Consider the following 16241-nt stretch of genomic DNA (forward strand, 5'->3'; position numbering starts at 1 on the left):
TATTAGCTTGTAAAGGCAATAGCAACTGTATTTTTCAATAAAGTTGGAACAATGGATAAACGCATATTGACTACTTTATGTTGGACTTTGGCGTGCTTATGGTTTTTGGCAAGCTGTGCCGCCAGCAGGCAAGCAAGAGGCAAAACTACGCAAGGAAATGAAGAAGTGGTGCGCGAAGCACAAAAATATTTGGGGCGCCCTTATCAGTATGGGGGTACTGGTAATGAAGGATTCGATTGCTCTGGGCTGGTGTGTACGGTATATAAGAAGGTGGGGGTAGAGCTGCCACGTACTGCCTCGGAACAGATGAAGATAGGTAAGCAGGTGAGTCTGCACGAAGCCTGTGTGGGCGATTTGGCTTTCTTCAAACCCTCAAAAAACAGTCGTAAAGTAACTCATGTGGGTATCATAAGCCGGGTGGAAGCAGCCGATAAAATATGGTTTATCCATGCATCTACCAGCCGTGGTGTCATAGAAAGCAGCCTCACAGAAGGGTATTGGAGCAATCTGCTGCTTCAGATACGAAGAGTTAGGTAAATTGTCTTTTTCTACCTGTATTCATTCAATCTCCTTAAACACACAAACACCGATGGAAACGGCAGAAGACTTTGTAAAAAATGTCTACCGAACTGCAAATAGAAGAAGAAAAGTCGTATCGAGCTTTTCAGTTGAGTTTGAATTTTGTGAAAGCCAGTATGGGCAATACCATCTATACCAAAATAGACAGTGCCATTACCGGCGAGCCAGAACCTACTATCAAATACAACGTGGATGACTTCATCCAAGAGGCAGCCGACGCTTTCAAACAAAGTGAAAGAGATGACAAGCAAAAAAGTTCGAAGCATTCAAAAAACGATTTACCTCATAACTTTCCTATATTCGCTATCGTAAAAGCCTTTTAGCACTCTTGCTTGTCTGTAGGGCTTTTGCTTAACAAACACATTCCAAAAAAATAACTGCCATGAAGCGGCTGTGGTTTTCCTGTCTATTTTTGTTTTTAGGGTGGGCACTTCAAGCCCAAGAGATAGAAAAAGAAACTATTTACACCCTCAAAGAAGGGGAAGTGCTAGCTACCAGTGAAAGCAATCTGCATTTGTATTTGTCAAGGCTGGGATATTTGGCAGTTATAGACAACCAGCGAGAAAAAAATAGAAGATATATCATCAATCGTGGGATTTATGGTCCTTTCGAGCGGCGTTCTATTGCTCCCCCTATTTTGACCGATCGCCATTGGTGCTTTACCGATACTCAAAAAGACAGCAATGTAGTCATTTTTGATGGCTACAAAATATACAAACACCCTGCCGGTCAGCGTACTTTCGATGTACGTGTAACAGACTATTTGGAAAGCTACATCATATATAACGAGCGCTTGTCTGAGTACAGTATTCGAGTAAATACGCAACTGCAAGGTCCCTTTCCCAACCTTATAGACTATTACCTGAGTAACTACGGCGACAGCTGGGCGGTGGTATTTTTCGAAAACGACGGCAATCGCTATGAGTATTATGTACAGTTTAGTAATAGCAATGTGATTGGTCCTTTTGAGGAAATCCTTCAGTTCGTCTTTCTCGACATCAATCAGTGGATTCTCATGGCAAAAAAATTCAATACCGAACCTATTGTAGCCACTGGTATTGACAAGCTCTCTATGGAGGAAACTGAAGAGTTGGTTGAACGCTACTCTATTATTACCGACAAAGGCGATTTGGGGCTTTTTGAGCGCAGATTAGTGGGTGATTACGACTATGAGCAGTACAACCGCGTGGCTTATACCACCCATAACTACGCTGTAAATGTTATCAAAAATCAGAAGATTTACTATTTGGTCAATGGGCAGCTGTTTGGTCCTTATGAAGACTTCGTAAGACAGTATGACCTTGGTATTAAGCCCGACCGCTTCAACTACGTGGTGGGCGCACAACAGACCCTCTACTTTCGAGGAAGAAAGGGCTTTTCAAGCAACGTGCAGTATTTCAAAGTGAGCGACAGCCGTAACAGTGTGGCTATTGTGAAGCCCAACCACGATACAGGCAAGGATTCTTTGGTTATCAATGAAAAATACTATGTGGGTGAATTTTCCTCTATCCTCAACATTCAGTTTATTCCCGATACAGAAGATTTTTACTTCTGGAGCATAAGTGAAACTAATTTTGATTCCCATCAGCTGCATGCCTATATCAACGGAGAGGTAGAATACATGGGTGAGTATCCCATTCTTATCGATGTATTCAGCGGGTATCCAAAAGTACATTTCTCACCCAGCAAAAAACATTGGGCTTTTGTATATCGAGATTTGAACACACAAGAATACAAAATGGTGATAGATGGTATTGAGTATCCGGCGGGCATTTTACCTCAAGTGGTCGTTTACAAAGATAACAACGGTGCTGAATATGCTGCATGGCTCAATATTGAAAATAACAAGTTGATATTGAATAAGTTAAAGTTTCAGAATTAAACATTAGCCCTTTTTCTTTTCCATGAAGAGGTGAAGAACCCACAGTGCCCACAAGCGGCGGTAGCACGAAAGGTCTCCTTTTTCGAAGGCGTGTTTTAGCTTTTCCACTTCGCGGGTTTCTACAATCCCGTGTCTGCCTATGACCGAAGCAGATAAGCCGTCCCAAAACATACTCTTCAATTCTCTTTGCATCCAGTTAGCCAGTGGAATGGCAAATCCTTTTTTGGGGCGTTCAAATAAGGCGGGGGGCAGGTAGTCCGCTAAAAGCTTGCGCAGCAAATACTTCCTTTGCCCATGTCTGTATTTGAACTGTGGCGGAAGCGACAGAGCAAATTCCACAAGACGATAATCAAGCAGAGGCACGCGCACTTCCAAAGCCACTTGCATACTTGCTCTATCTATCTTGGTCAAGAGGTCGTCGGGAAGATAATAGCACAAGTCAAAGAGCGCTTGACGGTAGGCAGGAGGCGACTTTTGCGAAAAAAGAAGCGGAGGCAAGCCGTAGTCTGTGGAAGGGGCGCAGAGTAGCCTATCTACTTCTTGTAAAGTAAAAAAGCCCTGCTCTTGTGAAAACAGATGCCATGGCTTCTGTTCTTTTGTTTTCCATTGGCTCATGTTAGCCAGTTTGCGCAGGCGCCGTTCGGGAGCTGCACACAACAAAGAAAACAAAGGGCGCATCATCTGGAACCAAGCGCGTTCGCTTCGCTCTGCCCATTGATACACACCGTAACCCCAAAACAACTCGTCGCCGCCATCGCCACCCAAAGCCACCGTGACCGACTGCTTGGCTAACCTACTCACAAGCAAGGTAGGTAGTGCCGACTCATCGGCATAGGGCTCATCATAAATATCTATGATTTTGGGGATGTGGTCTATAGCTTGCCTTGCCGATATATAATCGCTGTGGTGTATGCTGTTCAGTTTTTCAGCTACCTGTTCTGCATAAGGTGCCTCATTGAAGTTTTCTTCTTCAAACCCTATAGAAAAGGTTTGAATGCGCTGAGGACTTTCTTGCGCTGCCACAGCAGCGACCAGGCTCGAGTCAATGCCTCCACTAAGCAACACACCCACAGGCACATCGCTGATGAGACGATAACGCACCGAACTGCTTAGCAGTTCTTTGAGTTTGCTTTTAGCTTCTGTCTCCGTCCATTTCGGGTCGATATGTGCGAAGTCTTGAGCACGCCAGTAGGGCTCAACATGTAATTGCCCGTTGTGCCAACGCAGCCGACTGCCAGGGGGCAGCTTGTACACTTCTTCGTAAATAGAAAGAGGGGCGGGGATGTATCCCACATGCAAAAAAGCAGCGATGGCTTTCGACTGCAGCCGCAGCGGCAGATGCAGTTTCTCGAGTGCTTTCAACTCGGAAGCGAAAGCCAGCGTATGCCCGTCGAAGTAATAAAACAAGGGCTTAATGCCCAAGCGGTCGCGCCAGAGGGTGAGGCAGTCCAACTGGCGGTCGTAAAGGGCAATGGCAAACATGCCATTGAGATGATGCACAAAAGCATCGCCCAAGCGGGCATAAAGCTCAACCAACACTTCGGTATCGCAGTGGGTGCGCAGCCGAAGCCCAAACTGCTGTGCCAGCTCCCGGTAGTTGTATATCTCGCCATTGAACACACACACATAGCGCCCACAGTGGCTGAACATCGGTTGGTTGGCTTCGGGGCGCAAGTCTAAAATGCTGAGGCGACGATGCCCCAAATGTATTTTTTCGGCTTGAAAGATACCATGCGCATCGGGTCCACGGTGCGCCAAGGTATCGAGGGCTTGAAGGAAAAGCTGCCGATTGAAGCCCTCTGCCTTCTTTCCGGCAAGTCCTAAGATTCCACACATCAGCCTATGCGGTCCCCTGTTTTCAGTTGGCAGTCAAGGATGCGGCGGCGCAAGCGCTTCTGCCAAAAAAAACCGTTTTTAAAAAAAGCACGCAGGTGGGCGGCGCTGTTTTGCCAAAAAAGTTCCCAGCGGCTCATTCCATAGCCTATGTCTTTGCTAATGAGCACGTATTCCAATCCCATGGCGGCGGCTTGTTCTTCGGCACACCGGTTGCCATACAGCACACTGCCAGCATTTTGAATGTAAATCTGAATGTAGTGTGTGCTTGAATCGCCTACCACCACGCGGTCGTCGCCGCTTATCTTCCATTCCACTTCTTTGCCAGTAACCATCGACTTTTCTTTTACTACTTTTGTCGATTGGTCTTGTGCCAGCGCGTTGTTCAGACAAAATGCAACAAAGCAGCAGATGATTACAATTTTTTGAAATGATTCCATCCTTGTGCTTCTATTTTTACCAGATTGCCACCACGTGTTTGTAAATACGTACCTTCGCCCGGATGGGTTAAGTAGCCTATGGGTACGATGTCGGGATGGTTTTTCACTTTTTCGAAGTCAGCGGGCGAAAGTGCAAACAGAAGTTCATAGTCTTCGCCGCCGTTCATGGCACAAATAGTGGGCGCTATTTTGAACTCATTTATGGCTACGTCGTAAGTCATGCGGTCAATGGGAATACGCTCTTCATAAATCAGAGCACCGGTTCCCGACTGCGTACACAGGTGCAGAATTTCCGAAGCCAAACCGTCTGAAATGTCAATCATGGCAGTAGGCACTACATCCCTTTTGCGCAACTCTTCCACTATATCGAGGCGTGCTTCGGGGCGAAGCAGCCTTTCTATCACATAGTCGTAGGGGGTGAGGTCGGGCTGTTGTTCTGGGTTGGCTAAAAACACCTGTTTTTCGCGCTCCATAATTTGCAAGCCTATATAGGCAGCCCCTAAATCGCCGGTTACACAAAGCACGTCATGTGTGCGGGCGGTATTCCGATAGGTGATGCGTCGGCTCTCTACTTCACCCTCTATGGCAACATTTATAATCAATCCGCTGCGCGACGAGGTAGTGTCTCCCCCTATCAAATCCACTCGGTAGCGTTCACATGCTATCTTCATGCCTTCGTACAACTCCTCAATGGCTTCTACCGAAAAACGGTTGCTGAGGGCTATGCTCACTACCGCCCGTTTGGGGTAGCCGTTCATGGCGACAATGTCCGACACATTCACGGCAATGGCTTTATAGCCTAAGTGCTTCAAAGGGGTGTAGCTGAGGTCAAAGTGAATGCCTTCTGCCAGCAGGTCGGTAGAAAGCAGACCGTAGCGCTGTTCGTCTATTTTCCATACGGCGGCATCGTCGCCAATGCCTTTGAGCGTAGTATCGTGGTGGTGAGTTTCATATTTCTTGAGGCGTTCTATCAACCCAAATTCGCCCAGCTCTGCTATTTCTGTTCTTTTCATAAAGCAGCTGTTTCTTTTTTGTGTGTAAAACAAATTCCATATGCTTGCAGGCGCTGCAATGCCGGTTCATAAAGCTCGGCATGTAAGGGGGCTTGCACGCCACGCAGCGAAACCTTGCCTTCTATGAGCAACTCGGCGGCTATACCTAAGGGAAGCCCTACGGTCTTTGCCATGGCGGTGATGCCGTTGGCTTCGCCTTCTACAACCAGCTCACTGATTTCGCGGTGCCGCTTGCCGTCAAGCTCAAACTCTATTTCGTGCTGCATGACTATCATGTCTCGGTCGCCGGGTGCCAGTGCCCATTTCTGCTCGAGCAGCAGCTGCAGCAAGGCAGCAGGCGTCATCCGCGATGAGGGGGCGTAGACTGGACTGTCTTCGAAGAGCCCCAGCCACTGCAAGCAGTGCATTTCATGACTCTCTTCTGCAAGGTTTAAATAGTGCAATACCTTTTCTTCCACACTCTTTTGCGGGTCATAGGGCAGAAAAGCATTGATTAGCTTGCGCCAAGTGAGGTTTTGGGTATCAATCAAAAGGGCATCATTGGTAAGCCCCAATTGCACGAGGCAGTCCCAAGCACTGCAGAAACCACGGCGACGGATGGTGCCCCGCAGCATGGTCTCCACGTCTTGCAAGCCATACAAGGGCATGTAATGTAAAGAATCGCGGTTGGGGTAAGCTTCAAATTCACCGTAGCCGTCTATATGAATGGGATAAACCCGCTGGAACAGCCGATGATAAGGCACATACTTGTAATCTCCCTTTTCGCGATACATGGCGGGCGTGCCCTGTCCGGCAAGCACTACGTTGCGGGGATTCCACGTAAACTTGTAGTGCCACGGGTTATTGTCCGAGGCGGGGGCTATCAATCCACCTGTAGAAGAGCGAAAAGCCGTCAGCTTGCCGCCTTGCTTGCGAATGTTGTCAATCATCTGCATGGCAGACATGTGGTCAATGCCGGGGTCAAGTCCCATTTCATTGAGTAGCAGCACGCCAGCTTGAGTTGCTGCTGAATGTAGGGTGTGCATCTCCGGCGAAATGTAAGAAGCCGTGATGAGATGTTTGCGGTACTTCACACACAGCTCAGCGACGTGAAAGTGCATGTGCGGGGGCAACAAAGATATGATAATATCGAATGAAGCTAAAAAGTGTTCTGGCATTTTGTGAGGGTGCCAGTCTAAGGCTTCGCCTTGCAGTTCGGGATAAGGCGAGAGCTGTTTGTCCAGAATATCTTTGGAAACATCGCTGACAGTTACCCGCCAGTGTTGTGTGCGTACCTTTTCTGCCAAAAAACGAATGAGTGCAGAAGCTGAGCGCCCTGCGCCTATCAACAATACTTTGTTATTCATTCCTTTATGCGATTTCAACAAATTGCCGTATATTCGTAAAAAAGACTCTTGAACAAAAGTACTACATTTCAATGAGCCAAGTGGCTGATATGCCCAAAAATTACTTTTGAATATGAAAAAAGCATACAAACGACAGCAGCTATATACCGTTTTTATAGTGGTGCTGCTTGCCATCTTGCTTTCGGTGTTGTCAACCGCTGCTTGGTTGTACGTGCGCTTTGACGGCTACCGGCAGGCGCAGCAACTGTTAGAAGTAGGACAACAGGCAAGCATGGACCTGCAACAGCTGTTCATAGAAGCGCAACAGGTGGCTGCCGGCAATGAGAACCGCCGCCGCAGCCTGCAAGAACAACTCACTTCTTACGCTGTATTGCTGAATGCTTTGGACAGAGGTGGTGAATTGGAAGCAGGTGGGCAGACCATCAAGCTTACCTCCGCAGTATCCCAAGAGGCGCGTCCGTTGCTTCGCAAGATGCAAGAGAAGTGGAAGTCCTATCGTTTGTATGCCGACACACTGGCTTCTCAGCCTTTATATCTGATTGAGAGAGAAGAAGCCCCCGAAGCTTTAAGCCTCGATATAGACCTTGAGCAAGCGCTGCAAGTACAAGGTGGCGAAACCAAGCGCTTGAATCCTGCCATCACGCGTGCCATGAACTATCTGGCGTCAGAGACCTTCGTTTTGTTGGCTTTGAATGCCAAGTTAAATCAGCAGCTCCAACTCGAGCTGGTAGAGGCACAAGGGTCTTTCTATTGGAGCATTGCGGTTTTTGTGCTTATTAACATGCTGGTTCTGTTGATGGTTGCCCTTTTGGTGCGCAACCGTTTGCTGCATCCACTGCGTAGCCTTTTGCACAAAGCCAAATCCATTGAAAGAGGGGATATTTCCGGGCAGATGCCGCCTGTGGATGAAAACAATGAACTTAGCGAGATAGCCCACGCCATCGAACGAATGGAGCGTAACATACTGGGCACCTCTTCTCTTATAAAGGAATTGGGGCGGAGCCAAGGTGCTAATCAAGTACCTTACAAGCAGCAAATAGACATGCCTGTACTGGCAGAAGCTATACAGAGCGTGCAGATGCGTTTTACGGAAGTACAGGAAGAAGAAGAGCATCGTGCTTGGGCTTCTCAAGGTTTGTCTGTGTTTGTGGATGTTCTGCGCGAATATGGCAACCAAGACATCCAAACCCTGAGCTATGCGCTCATCTCACGCTTAGTAGAATACGTGGGGGCTGCCCAAGGGGCTTTGTATGTAATGGAGGAAGATGAAAACAGGCGTACTGGCGAAAAAAGCATCTATGCCGAATTAAAAGCTTGTTATGCTTATGGGCGTCAAAAGTTTCTGAAAAACCGTGTGTATCCTCGAGAAGGAGTCCTTGGACAGGCTTTGGTAGATGGAGAAACAATCTACATCACCGATGTACCCGAAGGCTATACCGACATTCAATCGGGCTTGGGAGGGGCAGAGCCCCGCGCCATTTTGATTGTGCCACTCAAACTCAATGAATTGCTGGTAGGCGTGCTCGAACTAGCTTCTTTTCATGAGTTTGAGCCTTACAAAATAGAGTTTATCGAGCGCATCGCTACCAACATAGCCTCTACCATCAACAATGTGAAAGCCAATGAGCGTACACGCCTACTATTAAAGCGTCAGGAAGATGTGGTGAATGCGCTGCGTCAGCAGGAGGAAATGCTTACCCAAAACATGGAAGAGCTGCAGGCTACTCAAGAAGAAATGGAGCGCAATCAAGCAGCCCTTTCGGCGCAGTCGTTTGCTATAGGCAGTTCTTTGCTCAACATCGAATACGACCTTTACGGAAGTGTTTTGAATGCCAATGCTTTGGCTTGCGAAGTGCTGCGCTATTCTCTTACGGAGTTGAAAGGAAAGAACCACCGGCAGTTGGTGGATACTGAAACAGCCTACAGCCCCGAGTATGACGCCTTTTGGCAGGCGTTGCGTGAAGGTGAGCCAAAAAAAGGAGAGTTTAAGCACATAGGCAAAGAAGGAAAGGAAGTGTGGTTGCAGGCGAGCTTTGTGCCTGTGCCTGACCACCGCGGCAAAGTGGATAAAATCCTGTTTCTCGGCTTCGACATCACCGAAGAGAAGCATAAAATTCTGGACTATGAAGCGCAGCTTCAAGCCATTTACCGCACTACAGCAGTTATAACTTTTGACCTGCAGGCAAATATATTGGAGGTAAACGATTTGGCATTGCGTTCCTTGGGCTACAAAAAAAGCGACCTTGTGGGCAAGCACATTAGTTGGTTGAAAAACCGCACCATAGCCGAAGATGAGGATAGCAAGCTGTTATGGCGAAAGCTCAAAGGAGGAATAGCTGAATATGGTGAGTATTGCTTCTATGACCACGAAGGCAAAGAATGCTGGTTTGAGGGGAGCTTCAACCCAGTGCTTGACCCCAATGGTAGCACCATTAAAGTAGTGTTTTTCGGCACCGATATTACCGGGCGCAAAGAAGCCGAGCGGCAAATGCAAGAAGCAAAACGCCGTGCCTACATTCAGCATGAAAACCTCTTGGCGCTTATCAACAACACCGAAGACCGTATCTTCTCCATCGATAAAAACTTTTTTGTAACCATCATCAATGAAAACGCCCGCCGCATGTTCCGCCAAATTGGGCGTGATGTGCGCGAAGGCACCAATATATTGGATACTTTACCTCGAGATAGGTATGAACTGTTGAAAGAACCCTACCAAAAAGCTTTGGAGGGGGAAACCATACGCGCAGAGGAGAGTTACATAGGCGCCGATGGGCGAGAAATTTATCTGTTGGTGAGTTATACACCCATACGCGATGACGAAGACAAAACCATAGGAGTAACTGTTTTTGCCAAAGACATCACAGACCTGAAGCATCAAGAGGAGGAGCTACTGCAAGCCAAACGCAAGATGGAGGAAAGAGAACAAGAGGTAGAAGCCATTCTTAACTCGCTTGATTTCTACATATTCACTTTCGACACACGCATGAATCTTACTTTCTTTAACAAAGCCATCGCCGATGAAGTGCTAAAACGCCGCAATATCCACATTCGTGCCGGTGAATCTGCCGTAAAGAAAATCCATGATTTCGAAGAAGCCGACTATTGGCAGTCGCTTTATGAAAGAGGTTTAAAAGGAGAAGTCATAGTAACTAAACGCGAAATAGAAAAAGGCGGTAAAAAAGTGGTGCAAGAAATTCGTATAGAGCCACTGCGCAACCGATTCGGCAAAGTGTACCGCTGTGTGGTCATCATTCAGGAACATTAAGATTATATGAAGAAAGAGCTGAAAATTTTATTTGATGCCACCCTCTATGAGGACTGGAGCGACCTGCCGGAAGACTACCAGCGCCTCATGTCAGAAGCACGCAACGCTACTTATGAAGCCTATGCACCTTATTCGCATTTTCACGTAGGAGCTGCCATTCTGCTTGCCGACGGCAGCATACTCAGCGCCAACAACCAAGAGAACAGTTCTTACCCTTGTGGAGCGTGTGCAGAGCAGAGTTTGCTGTATTATTATGGGGCATCTGCCCGGCGTTCGCCTATTGTAGCTATGGCAATCACCGCGCGCCGTGCCGAAAAAAAAGACTTTCTCAAAATAGCCCCCTGTGGTAAATGCCGGCAGGTAATGCTCGAAACTTACCATCGCCAAAAACAAGCATACACTATCTTGCTGGAATATGGCGGAGGACAGTTTTTGAGTCTTCCCTCCATCGAAGTACTTTTGCCCTGCGACTTTAACCCCGATATACTGCAGGAAATCAAACCATAGCCTATGAGTACTTTTCCTACAATGCCTGTCATCAATTTGCAAGACTACGATTATGAGTTGCCTGAGGAGCGCATAGCGCAAAGCCCAGTAACCCCTCGAGACCATGCCCGCTTGCTTTATTACCGTGCTGGCAACATTCAACACCATTACTTTTACGAATTGCCCACTCTGTTGAATGCCGGCGATGAGCTGGTATTTAACAATACCAAAGTGATTCCAGCAAGGCTCTTCTTCCAAAAACCAATGGGGGCAGTTATTGAAGTGTTGTTGCTACACCCGGTATCACCTGCCAAGTTGGTACCCCTCAATATGGCTACACAAGAGACCTGCAGCTGGCAATGTATTATAGGAAACAAAAAACGCTGGAAAGGCTTTCTGAGCCGCCACTTTCAAATCGATGGGAAGCAAGGCACTATCTTCGCCGACCTCGAAGACCCCGAAAATAATATTGTGCGCTTTCATTGGACGCCCAACTCTTTTTCCTTTGGTGAAATAGTGCAGGCAATAGGAAAGCTACCCTTGCCGCCTTATATCAAACGAGAATACAATCATATAGACAAAGAGCGCTATCAGACAGTATATGCTCGCAGTGAAGGGGCAGTAGCTGCGCCCACAGCTGGCTTGCACTTTACCGAAACCACCTTGCACGAGTTGTCAAAAAAAGGAGTGGGCTATAATGAACTGACCCTGCACGTGGGGGCTGGTACTTTTCAGCCGGTCAAAGAAACCGAAGATGTTCTTAAGCACCCCATGCACGAAGAACAAATGGTGGTATCGCAAGATACCATCGAGCGTTTCTTGCAAGCCAAAGGGCGCATTATTCCGGTAGGAACTACCTCTATGCGTAGCCTTGAAACCCTCTACTGGCTGGGGGTGTGGTGCCATGAAGAAAAAGAACCCCCTTCGTTGCATGACTTCTACTTAGATAAGCTCTTTGCTTACCGCCACGCACAAACAACCCTCTCTGCCCGGCAGGCATTAGAAGTGCTGCTCGATACCATGCAAAAGCAAGGAATACGGCAGCTGGTCGGCGATACACAAATTTATATTGTGCCGGGATATCGCTTCCGTATATGTCAAGGATTGATTACCAACTTCCATATGCCAAAAACAACCCTTATTTTGTTGGTGGCGGCTTTTATTGGTGATGATTGGCGCCGGGTATATGAGGCGGCTTTGAAAAAAAATTATCGCTTTTTAAGTTATGGCGATTCTTCTTTGTTGATGCCGGAGTCTTTTCAATAGTTTAACACAAGACCGATGGGTGAAAATCTATTTATCAAAGGATTAAAACAAGGGGTAAAGACGACTGCTTTCGTTTCGAAAATAGTCTTGATTATCGGCTGGCGCGCTGCAGCACTTGCCCTGCTGGGGCTGGTTATTAACTTCTCGCTTTATGTTTTTAGTGACACAGCTCTTGTATATCTCACAAGCAGCGCACATGTGAGTTTCTTGTGGCGCTTGCTGGGCTACCTGTTTATTCTTTTGTTCTTTTTTCTGTTCCCCATATTTTACCTGTGGGTCTCTTGGGCGTGGGGCATTGCCTATGCTGTTCACTATATCCTTACCAAAAGCATCGAAGGTTTTGTGGATTACTTTGTGGAAAAATTTTTGGATTTTGTATTTAAACACAAAGCCATCAAAGAGAAAATAGAGCACGGGCTCACTCGCAGCCTCTTGTTTGAAACGCTGCCCAATTACTTAGAAAAACTTCCCAATTTGCCGTGGCTTTTGCGCCCGGTAGTGCATTTGCTGATTAAAAAGTTGAACTTGCAAGATGTATTTACTTTGGCAGTGCAGAAAAATGAAGACCAGATAAATAAAGAAGGGATTGCCCAAAAACTGAGCGAGCAAATAAAAGGCAAGTTGCCCGAAGTGATTAAAACTCCGTCCCTCGTGCCTTTCTTCTTTGTTTTAGGGGGCAACCTGTTGCTTTTCGTGACTATTCAACTGATGGTTCTGTAATTCCATGAAATACGATAAATTGAACCGCTATATTCTGATTGGCTATGCTTTGACAGGTAGCCTTCATATCCTTCTCAATGAATATGAGAACGTGCACCACCTCACTAAGCCGCTGCTGATGCCTTTGTTGCTCTTATATGCAGTCATGGCTTTGCGCGCATCAGGCACGACGCCACCACTTGCGTTGGTAGTAGCCTTGCTTGCTTCTTTCCTTGGCGACAGCTTTTTGATGTACGAGACACAGCACCCCGCGTATTTTATGGCGGGGCTTGGTAGCTTTTTGTTGGCGCACCTTGCCTATATTTTCCTTTTCATAAAAACCTCAGAACCTGTGCCCCTTGGGATGCGTATAAAAAAACAGTTGGCAATACTGGGAGGATTACTTGTTTATGCAGTGGGCTTATTGTTTGTGCTTTTGCCCAAAGTCGGAGCGCTGAAACTACCACTTATAGTTTATGCTGCTGTCTTGTCTGTGATGTCCATGACCGCTTTCCTGCGTGTAGGGGAGCGTTTTACCGCTCACGGTTTCTTGGTAGCTTTTGGCAGTCTGTTATTTGTAATATCGGATTCTTTATTGGCTGTAAATAAGTTCCTCACACCGCTACCCTATGCGCACGTTTGGATTATGGGCACCTACTTAACTGCTCAATATTGGATAGTAAGGGGAGTTGTGCTGCATGAACAAGAAAAAAGTATGCTAAAAAATGCGAAATAAGTCCCGTTGGCTTGTGTTTAGCAAGATTTTTGCGTAAATTATTTTTGAAAAAGTAGGGCATAACAGTGAAGGTCGTTTTCTCCATATGCACCATCGCAGGCGTTTTGCTTTCGTTCAGCTTGCATGCGCAAAAGCGTAAAAGTGCAAGCATGAATGCCCATATTGTATTGAGAGCCGCGGAGGTGATGCCCGAGCCCATCGGAGGCTACGAAGCTTTCGACCGCTACCTTCAGGAAAATATCCGTTACCCCCTAGAAGCTCTTGAAAACAAGATAGAAGGTTATGTGTTTGTACGCTTTGTGGTAAGAGAAGATGGCTACCTCGTTGAGCCTGAAATTACCAAAGGACTTGGCTACGGTTGCGATGAAGAAGTGTTACGGGTAATAAAAAATGCCCCCCCTTGGAAGCCGGGTAGGGAGGGCACGCAGATTTTTCCGGTAGAGATGACTATTGCGGTTGTTTTCCGCTTGCCTCGATGATATCTCCCCCTTTGTGTATTTTGAGCAAGTACTGCTTACTTACCTGTTGTGCCCGGGTGGAAGGGTTTAAAAAGGGCAAGGTCAGCTCAGTAACAGGAAAACGTTCCAGCTCCAAAACTACTTCATAAGTGGCTCCGGTCTTATCAAGCCACTTTTTATAGTGCTCATCAACATAGAGGTAGAGGTTTTTCGGCTTATCCTTCACAAAGGACTGCAAGAAAGATGCACACACTTTTTCCTCTGCCACTCTTTTAGCTTCCGCTCCTTGAATATTCATGGCTTCTACTCTTACTTCTATGCTATCCTTTAAATCAGGCACGATGTGCTGGGCATAGAACTCCAACGAAGGGTGATAAAACGAAAGTAGCGCGTAAGTGTTGTTCTCTATATTGTGCTTTCGAATATAACGCCCTACAATACTTGGAGCCTGATAGCGCAGTAAAGAAGGATATACATGCGCATTTAAGAAAATGTTGACTATACAAATGGCAACCAGAGAAGGCACCAGTATTTTTTCATAGCTACTGCTCGCGTAGCGATAGCTGAGTCCATACAAAGCGACACCTGCTGCTACACTTGCCCAACCCCATCCCGATTGGAGGGGGAATACCCAAAACAACATGACCAACAGCAACGTGAATAACACAGACTCAACAAAGCGTTGGATATACTGCAATCCAAGCACTGTTTTTTTGTGTTTGGTGGCACGTGCCAGCACAACTATCCACTTAGCCGTGATGAGTGCCATCAGTGGAAACACCACAAAGGTATAGTGCGGCAATTTGAATTTGGACAATGAAAGCGCTATAAAAACCAATGTAAAACCTCCCCACGCTATGAATTCTTGGCGTTTAATCTTGCGAAAACGATAACGCCATATGCGCCGGAGTTCCAAAATATAAGCAGCTACTGCCAGCAAACTCCAAGGCAGAAAGCTCCAAAAAAAGCTATGAACAAAAAAGAAGAGCCCTGCGTCATTGCGCCAAGGGTTTTCTCCCGTAATACGTCCAAAACTTTGGGTCCAGTAGTAAAAACGCAAACCGGAAATACCTTTTTCCGGATGAGCATCAAACTGTTCATACAGCCCTATGCTCATGGGAAGCAAGATAATGGCTACTATCACCATCACATACAGCCATGCAGGTCTAAAAAATTGCTTCCACTCTTTACGCCAAATCAAATCGAAACCTATGGCTAAGGCAGGAGCTACTAAACCAATGGGACCCTTTGCCAACATTGCCAGTCCCAAACCTATGCCCATGCCTGTAAGAGAGCGCCATTGAGGATGCCGCAAATAGCTTGCCGTCTGCCATATGGCAAAGGTAACCCATGCCGTAAGCATCGTATCCGTGCGAATATCGTGATTCATTAGAATGCATGCTTGACTGCTTGCCCATATCAGGGCTGCCCAATAAGCTACTTGGCGAGTGTAGTAAAGAAGCGCAAAGCGGTAAATAGAATAAATACCGAGCAAAGACACAAGAATTGGAATGAGCCGGTAAGTCCAATTGCTTACACCGAACAACTTAAATGATAGGATGGAAGTCCAAAATAGCAGCGGAGGCTTATCTAAGTAGTCATTGCCTTTATATGTGATTTGAAGAAAGAGGTCATGAGCAAGCATTTCCCATGAGATTGCACCATATTGTGCAGCATCTACATCCATTAAGTCCATGGGGGCGCCTACTACATAAACAAGCAAGGGCAGCAAAAGCCACCATGTGTACCGGTTCTGCGTTTTGTGAAGCATAAAAAAGATAGTTTAAACCTGCTGCAAATATACAAGAGCTGTTGACATGAGCTTTTAAAGAATGTTTCAATTTTTTAATCCACTGTATCTCAGTAACTTGTTTTTTTGACAAAAATTTTTTCTTTCAAACTCTTGCACAGAATATTGAGGCATTCTACCTTTGCAGTCGCAAATGAGGGGAAGGGGGCAGCAGCAGGCAGCCCGGTTCGAAAAAAAGTGAGGCAAGAATTTGGAGGGGAAGAAAAAAGTATTTAGATTTGCATCCGCTTTTGCGAGGAGCGCAGGCGAAAAAAGTGATGCAAAAATTTGCAAGGAAATTAAAAGGTGTTTAATTTTGAGCCCGCCTTTTGAAGGAAGGCACAAAGGCTCTTGTGAGCCAGACGTTCTTTGACCTAATGAGAGAGAGTTCACGTTGTCGGGTATCAAACTTTTTTTACAACGGAGAGTTTGATCCTGGCTCAGGATGA

14 protein-coding genes are annotated in these 16241 nt (G+C 46.5%); 9 read left to right on the forward strand and 5 right to left on the reverse strand.

The genetic code is table 11. The features are described 5' to 3' along the window. Window positions 1-51 precede the first annotated feature (51 nt). The 3 genes from FHS56_RS11420 (at window position 52) to FHS56_RS11430 (ending at window position 2461) form a co-directional block, all read left to right on the forward strand. On the forward strand, window positions 52-537 hold the full coding sequence (locus tag FHS56_RS11420; RefSeq protein WP_166920943.1) for a C40 family peptidase: 486 nt from the start codon (window positions 52-54) through the stop codon (window positions 535-537). A gap of 80 nt (window positions 538-617) precedes the next feature. Continuing rightward, on the forward strand, window positions 618-902 hold the full coding sequence (locus tag FHS56_RS11425) for a hypothetical protein (RefSeq protein ID WP_166920945.1): 285 nt from the start codon (window positions 618-620) through the stop codon (window positions 900-902). Between the two features lie 59 nt (window positions 903-961). Next, the gene (locus tag FHS56_RS11430) at window positions 962-2461 is read left to right on the forward strand and encodes a hypothetical protein (RefSeq protein WP_166920947.1); all 1500 of its coding nucleotides are present in this window, start codon (window positions 962-964) and stop codon (window positions 2459-2461) included. Between the two features lie 3 nt (window positions 2462-2464). On the opposite strand, the gene asnB is transcribed toward FHS56_RS11430, so the two are convergent. Genes asnB through FHS56_RS11450 form a run of 4 tightly spaced genes read right to left on the reverse strand, consistent with a single transcriptional unit; the run spans window position 2465 to window position 7093 of the window. Continuing rightward, window positions 2465-4297: an asparagine synthase (glutamine-hydrolyzing) gene (gene asnB / locus FHS56_RS11435; RefSeq protein WP_166920949.1), complete on the reverse strand. Its 1833-nt coding sequence runs from the start codon at window positions 4295-4297 to the stop codon at window positions 2465-2467. Continuing rightward, the gene (locus FHS56_RS11440) at window positions 4297-4734 is read right to left on the reverse strand and encodes a hypothetical protein (RefSeq protein WP_166920951.1); all 438 of its coding nucleotides are present in this window, start codon (window positions 4732-4734) and stop codon (window positions 4297-4299) included. Before FHS56_RS11440 ends, asnB begins: the two co-directional genes overlap by 1 nt. Next, on the reverse strand, window positions 4710-5747 hold the full coding sequence (gene thiL, locus FHS56_RS11445; protein WP_166920953.1) for a thiamine-phosphate kinase: 1038 nt from the start codon (window positions 5745-5747) through the stop codon (window positions 4710-4712). Before thiL ends, FHS56_RS11440 begins: the two co-directional genes overlap by 25 nt. Next, entirely contained in the window at window positions 5744-7093 is a 1350-nt protein-coding gene (locus FHS56_RS11450; protein ID WP_166920955.1) for a saccharopine dehydrogenase C-terminal domain-containing protein, read from the reverse strand. The genes thiL and FHS56_RS11450 overlap by 4 nt, the downstream gene beginning before the upstream one ends. Before the next feature lie 112 nt (window positions 7094-7205). Between FHS56_RS11450 and FHS56_RS11455 the strand changes: the two genes are divergently transcribed. From FHS56_RS11455 to FHS56_RS11480, 6 genes are all read left to right on the forward strand, one after another. Next, window positions 7206-10358 carry a PAS domain S-box protein gene (locus tag FHS56_RS11455; protein WP_166920957.1) on the forward strand — a complete coding sequence of 1051 codons (3153 nt, stop codon included), beginning with the start codon at window positions 7206-7208 and terminating at the stop codon, window positions 10356-10358. 6 nt (window positions 10359-10364) lie between these two features. After that, window positions 10365-10865 carry a cytidine deaminase gene (locus FHS56_RS11460; RefSeq protein WP_166920959.1) on the forward strand — a complete coding sequence of 167 codons (501 nt, stop codon included), beginning with the start codon at window positions 10365-10367 and terminating at the stop codon, window positions 10863-10865. Between the two features lie 3 nt (window positions 10866-10868). Beyond that, a complete protein-coding gene (locus FHS56_RS11465) occupies window positions 10869-12110 on the forward strand; it encodes an S-adenosylmethionine:tRNA ribosyltransferase-isomerase (RefSeq protein ID WP_166920961.1) in 1242 nt (413 codons plus the stop codon). A gap of 15 nt (window positions 12111-12125) precedes the next feature. After that, a complete protein-coding gene (locus tag FHS56_RS11470) occupies window positions 12126-12830 on the forward strand; it encodes a hypothetical protein (RefSeq protein ID WP_166920963.1) in 705 nt (234 codons plus the stop codon). Between the two features lie 4 nt (window positions 12831-12834). Then, a complete protein-coding gene (locus FHS56_RS11475; protein WP_166920965.1) occupies window positions 12835-13545 on the forward strand; it encodes a lysoplasmalogenase in 711 nt (236 codons plus the stop codon). A 149-nt stretch (window positions 13546-13694) separates the two neighbouring features. Next, window positions 13695-14024: an energy transducer TonB gene (locus FHS56_RS11480; RefSeq protein WP_166920967.1), complete on the forward strand. Its 330-nt coding sequence runs from the start codon at window positions 13695-13697 to the stop codon at window positions 14022-14024. Here the strand turns inward: FHS56_RS11480 and FHS56_RS11485 are convergent. Then, entirely contained in the window at window positions 13993-15774 is a 1782-nt protein-coding gene (locus tag FHS56_RS11485; RefSeq protein WP_166920969.1) for an ArnT family glycosyltransferase, read from the reverse strand. The genes FHS56_RS11480 and FHS56_RS11485 overlap by 32 nt on opposite strands. Window positions 15775-16241: the final 467 nt, after the last annotated feature.

This window comes from Thermonema lapsum (assembly GCF_011761635.1).
GTDB classification, from domain to species: domain Bacteria; phylum Bacteroidota; class Bacteroidia; order Cytophagales; family Thermonemataceae; genus Thermonema; species Thermonema lapsum.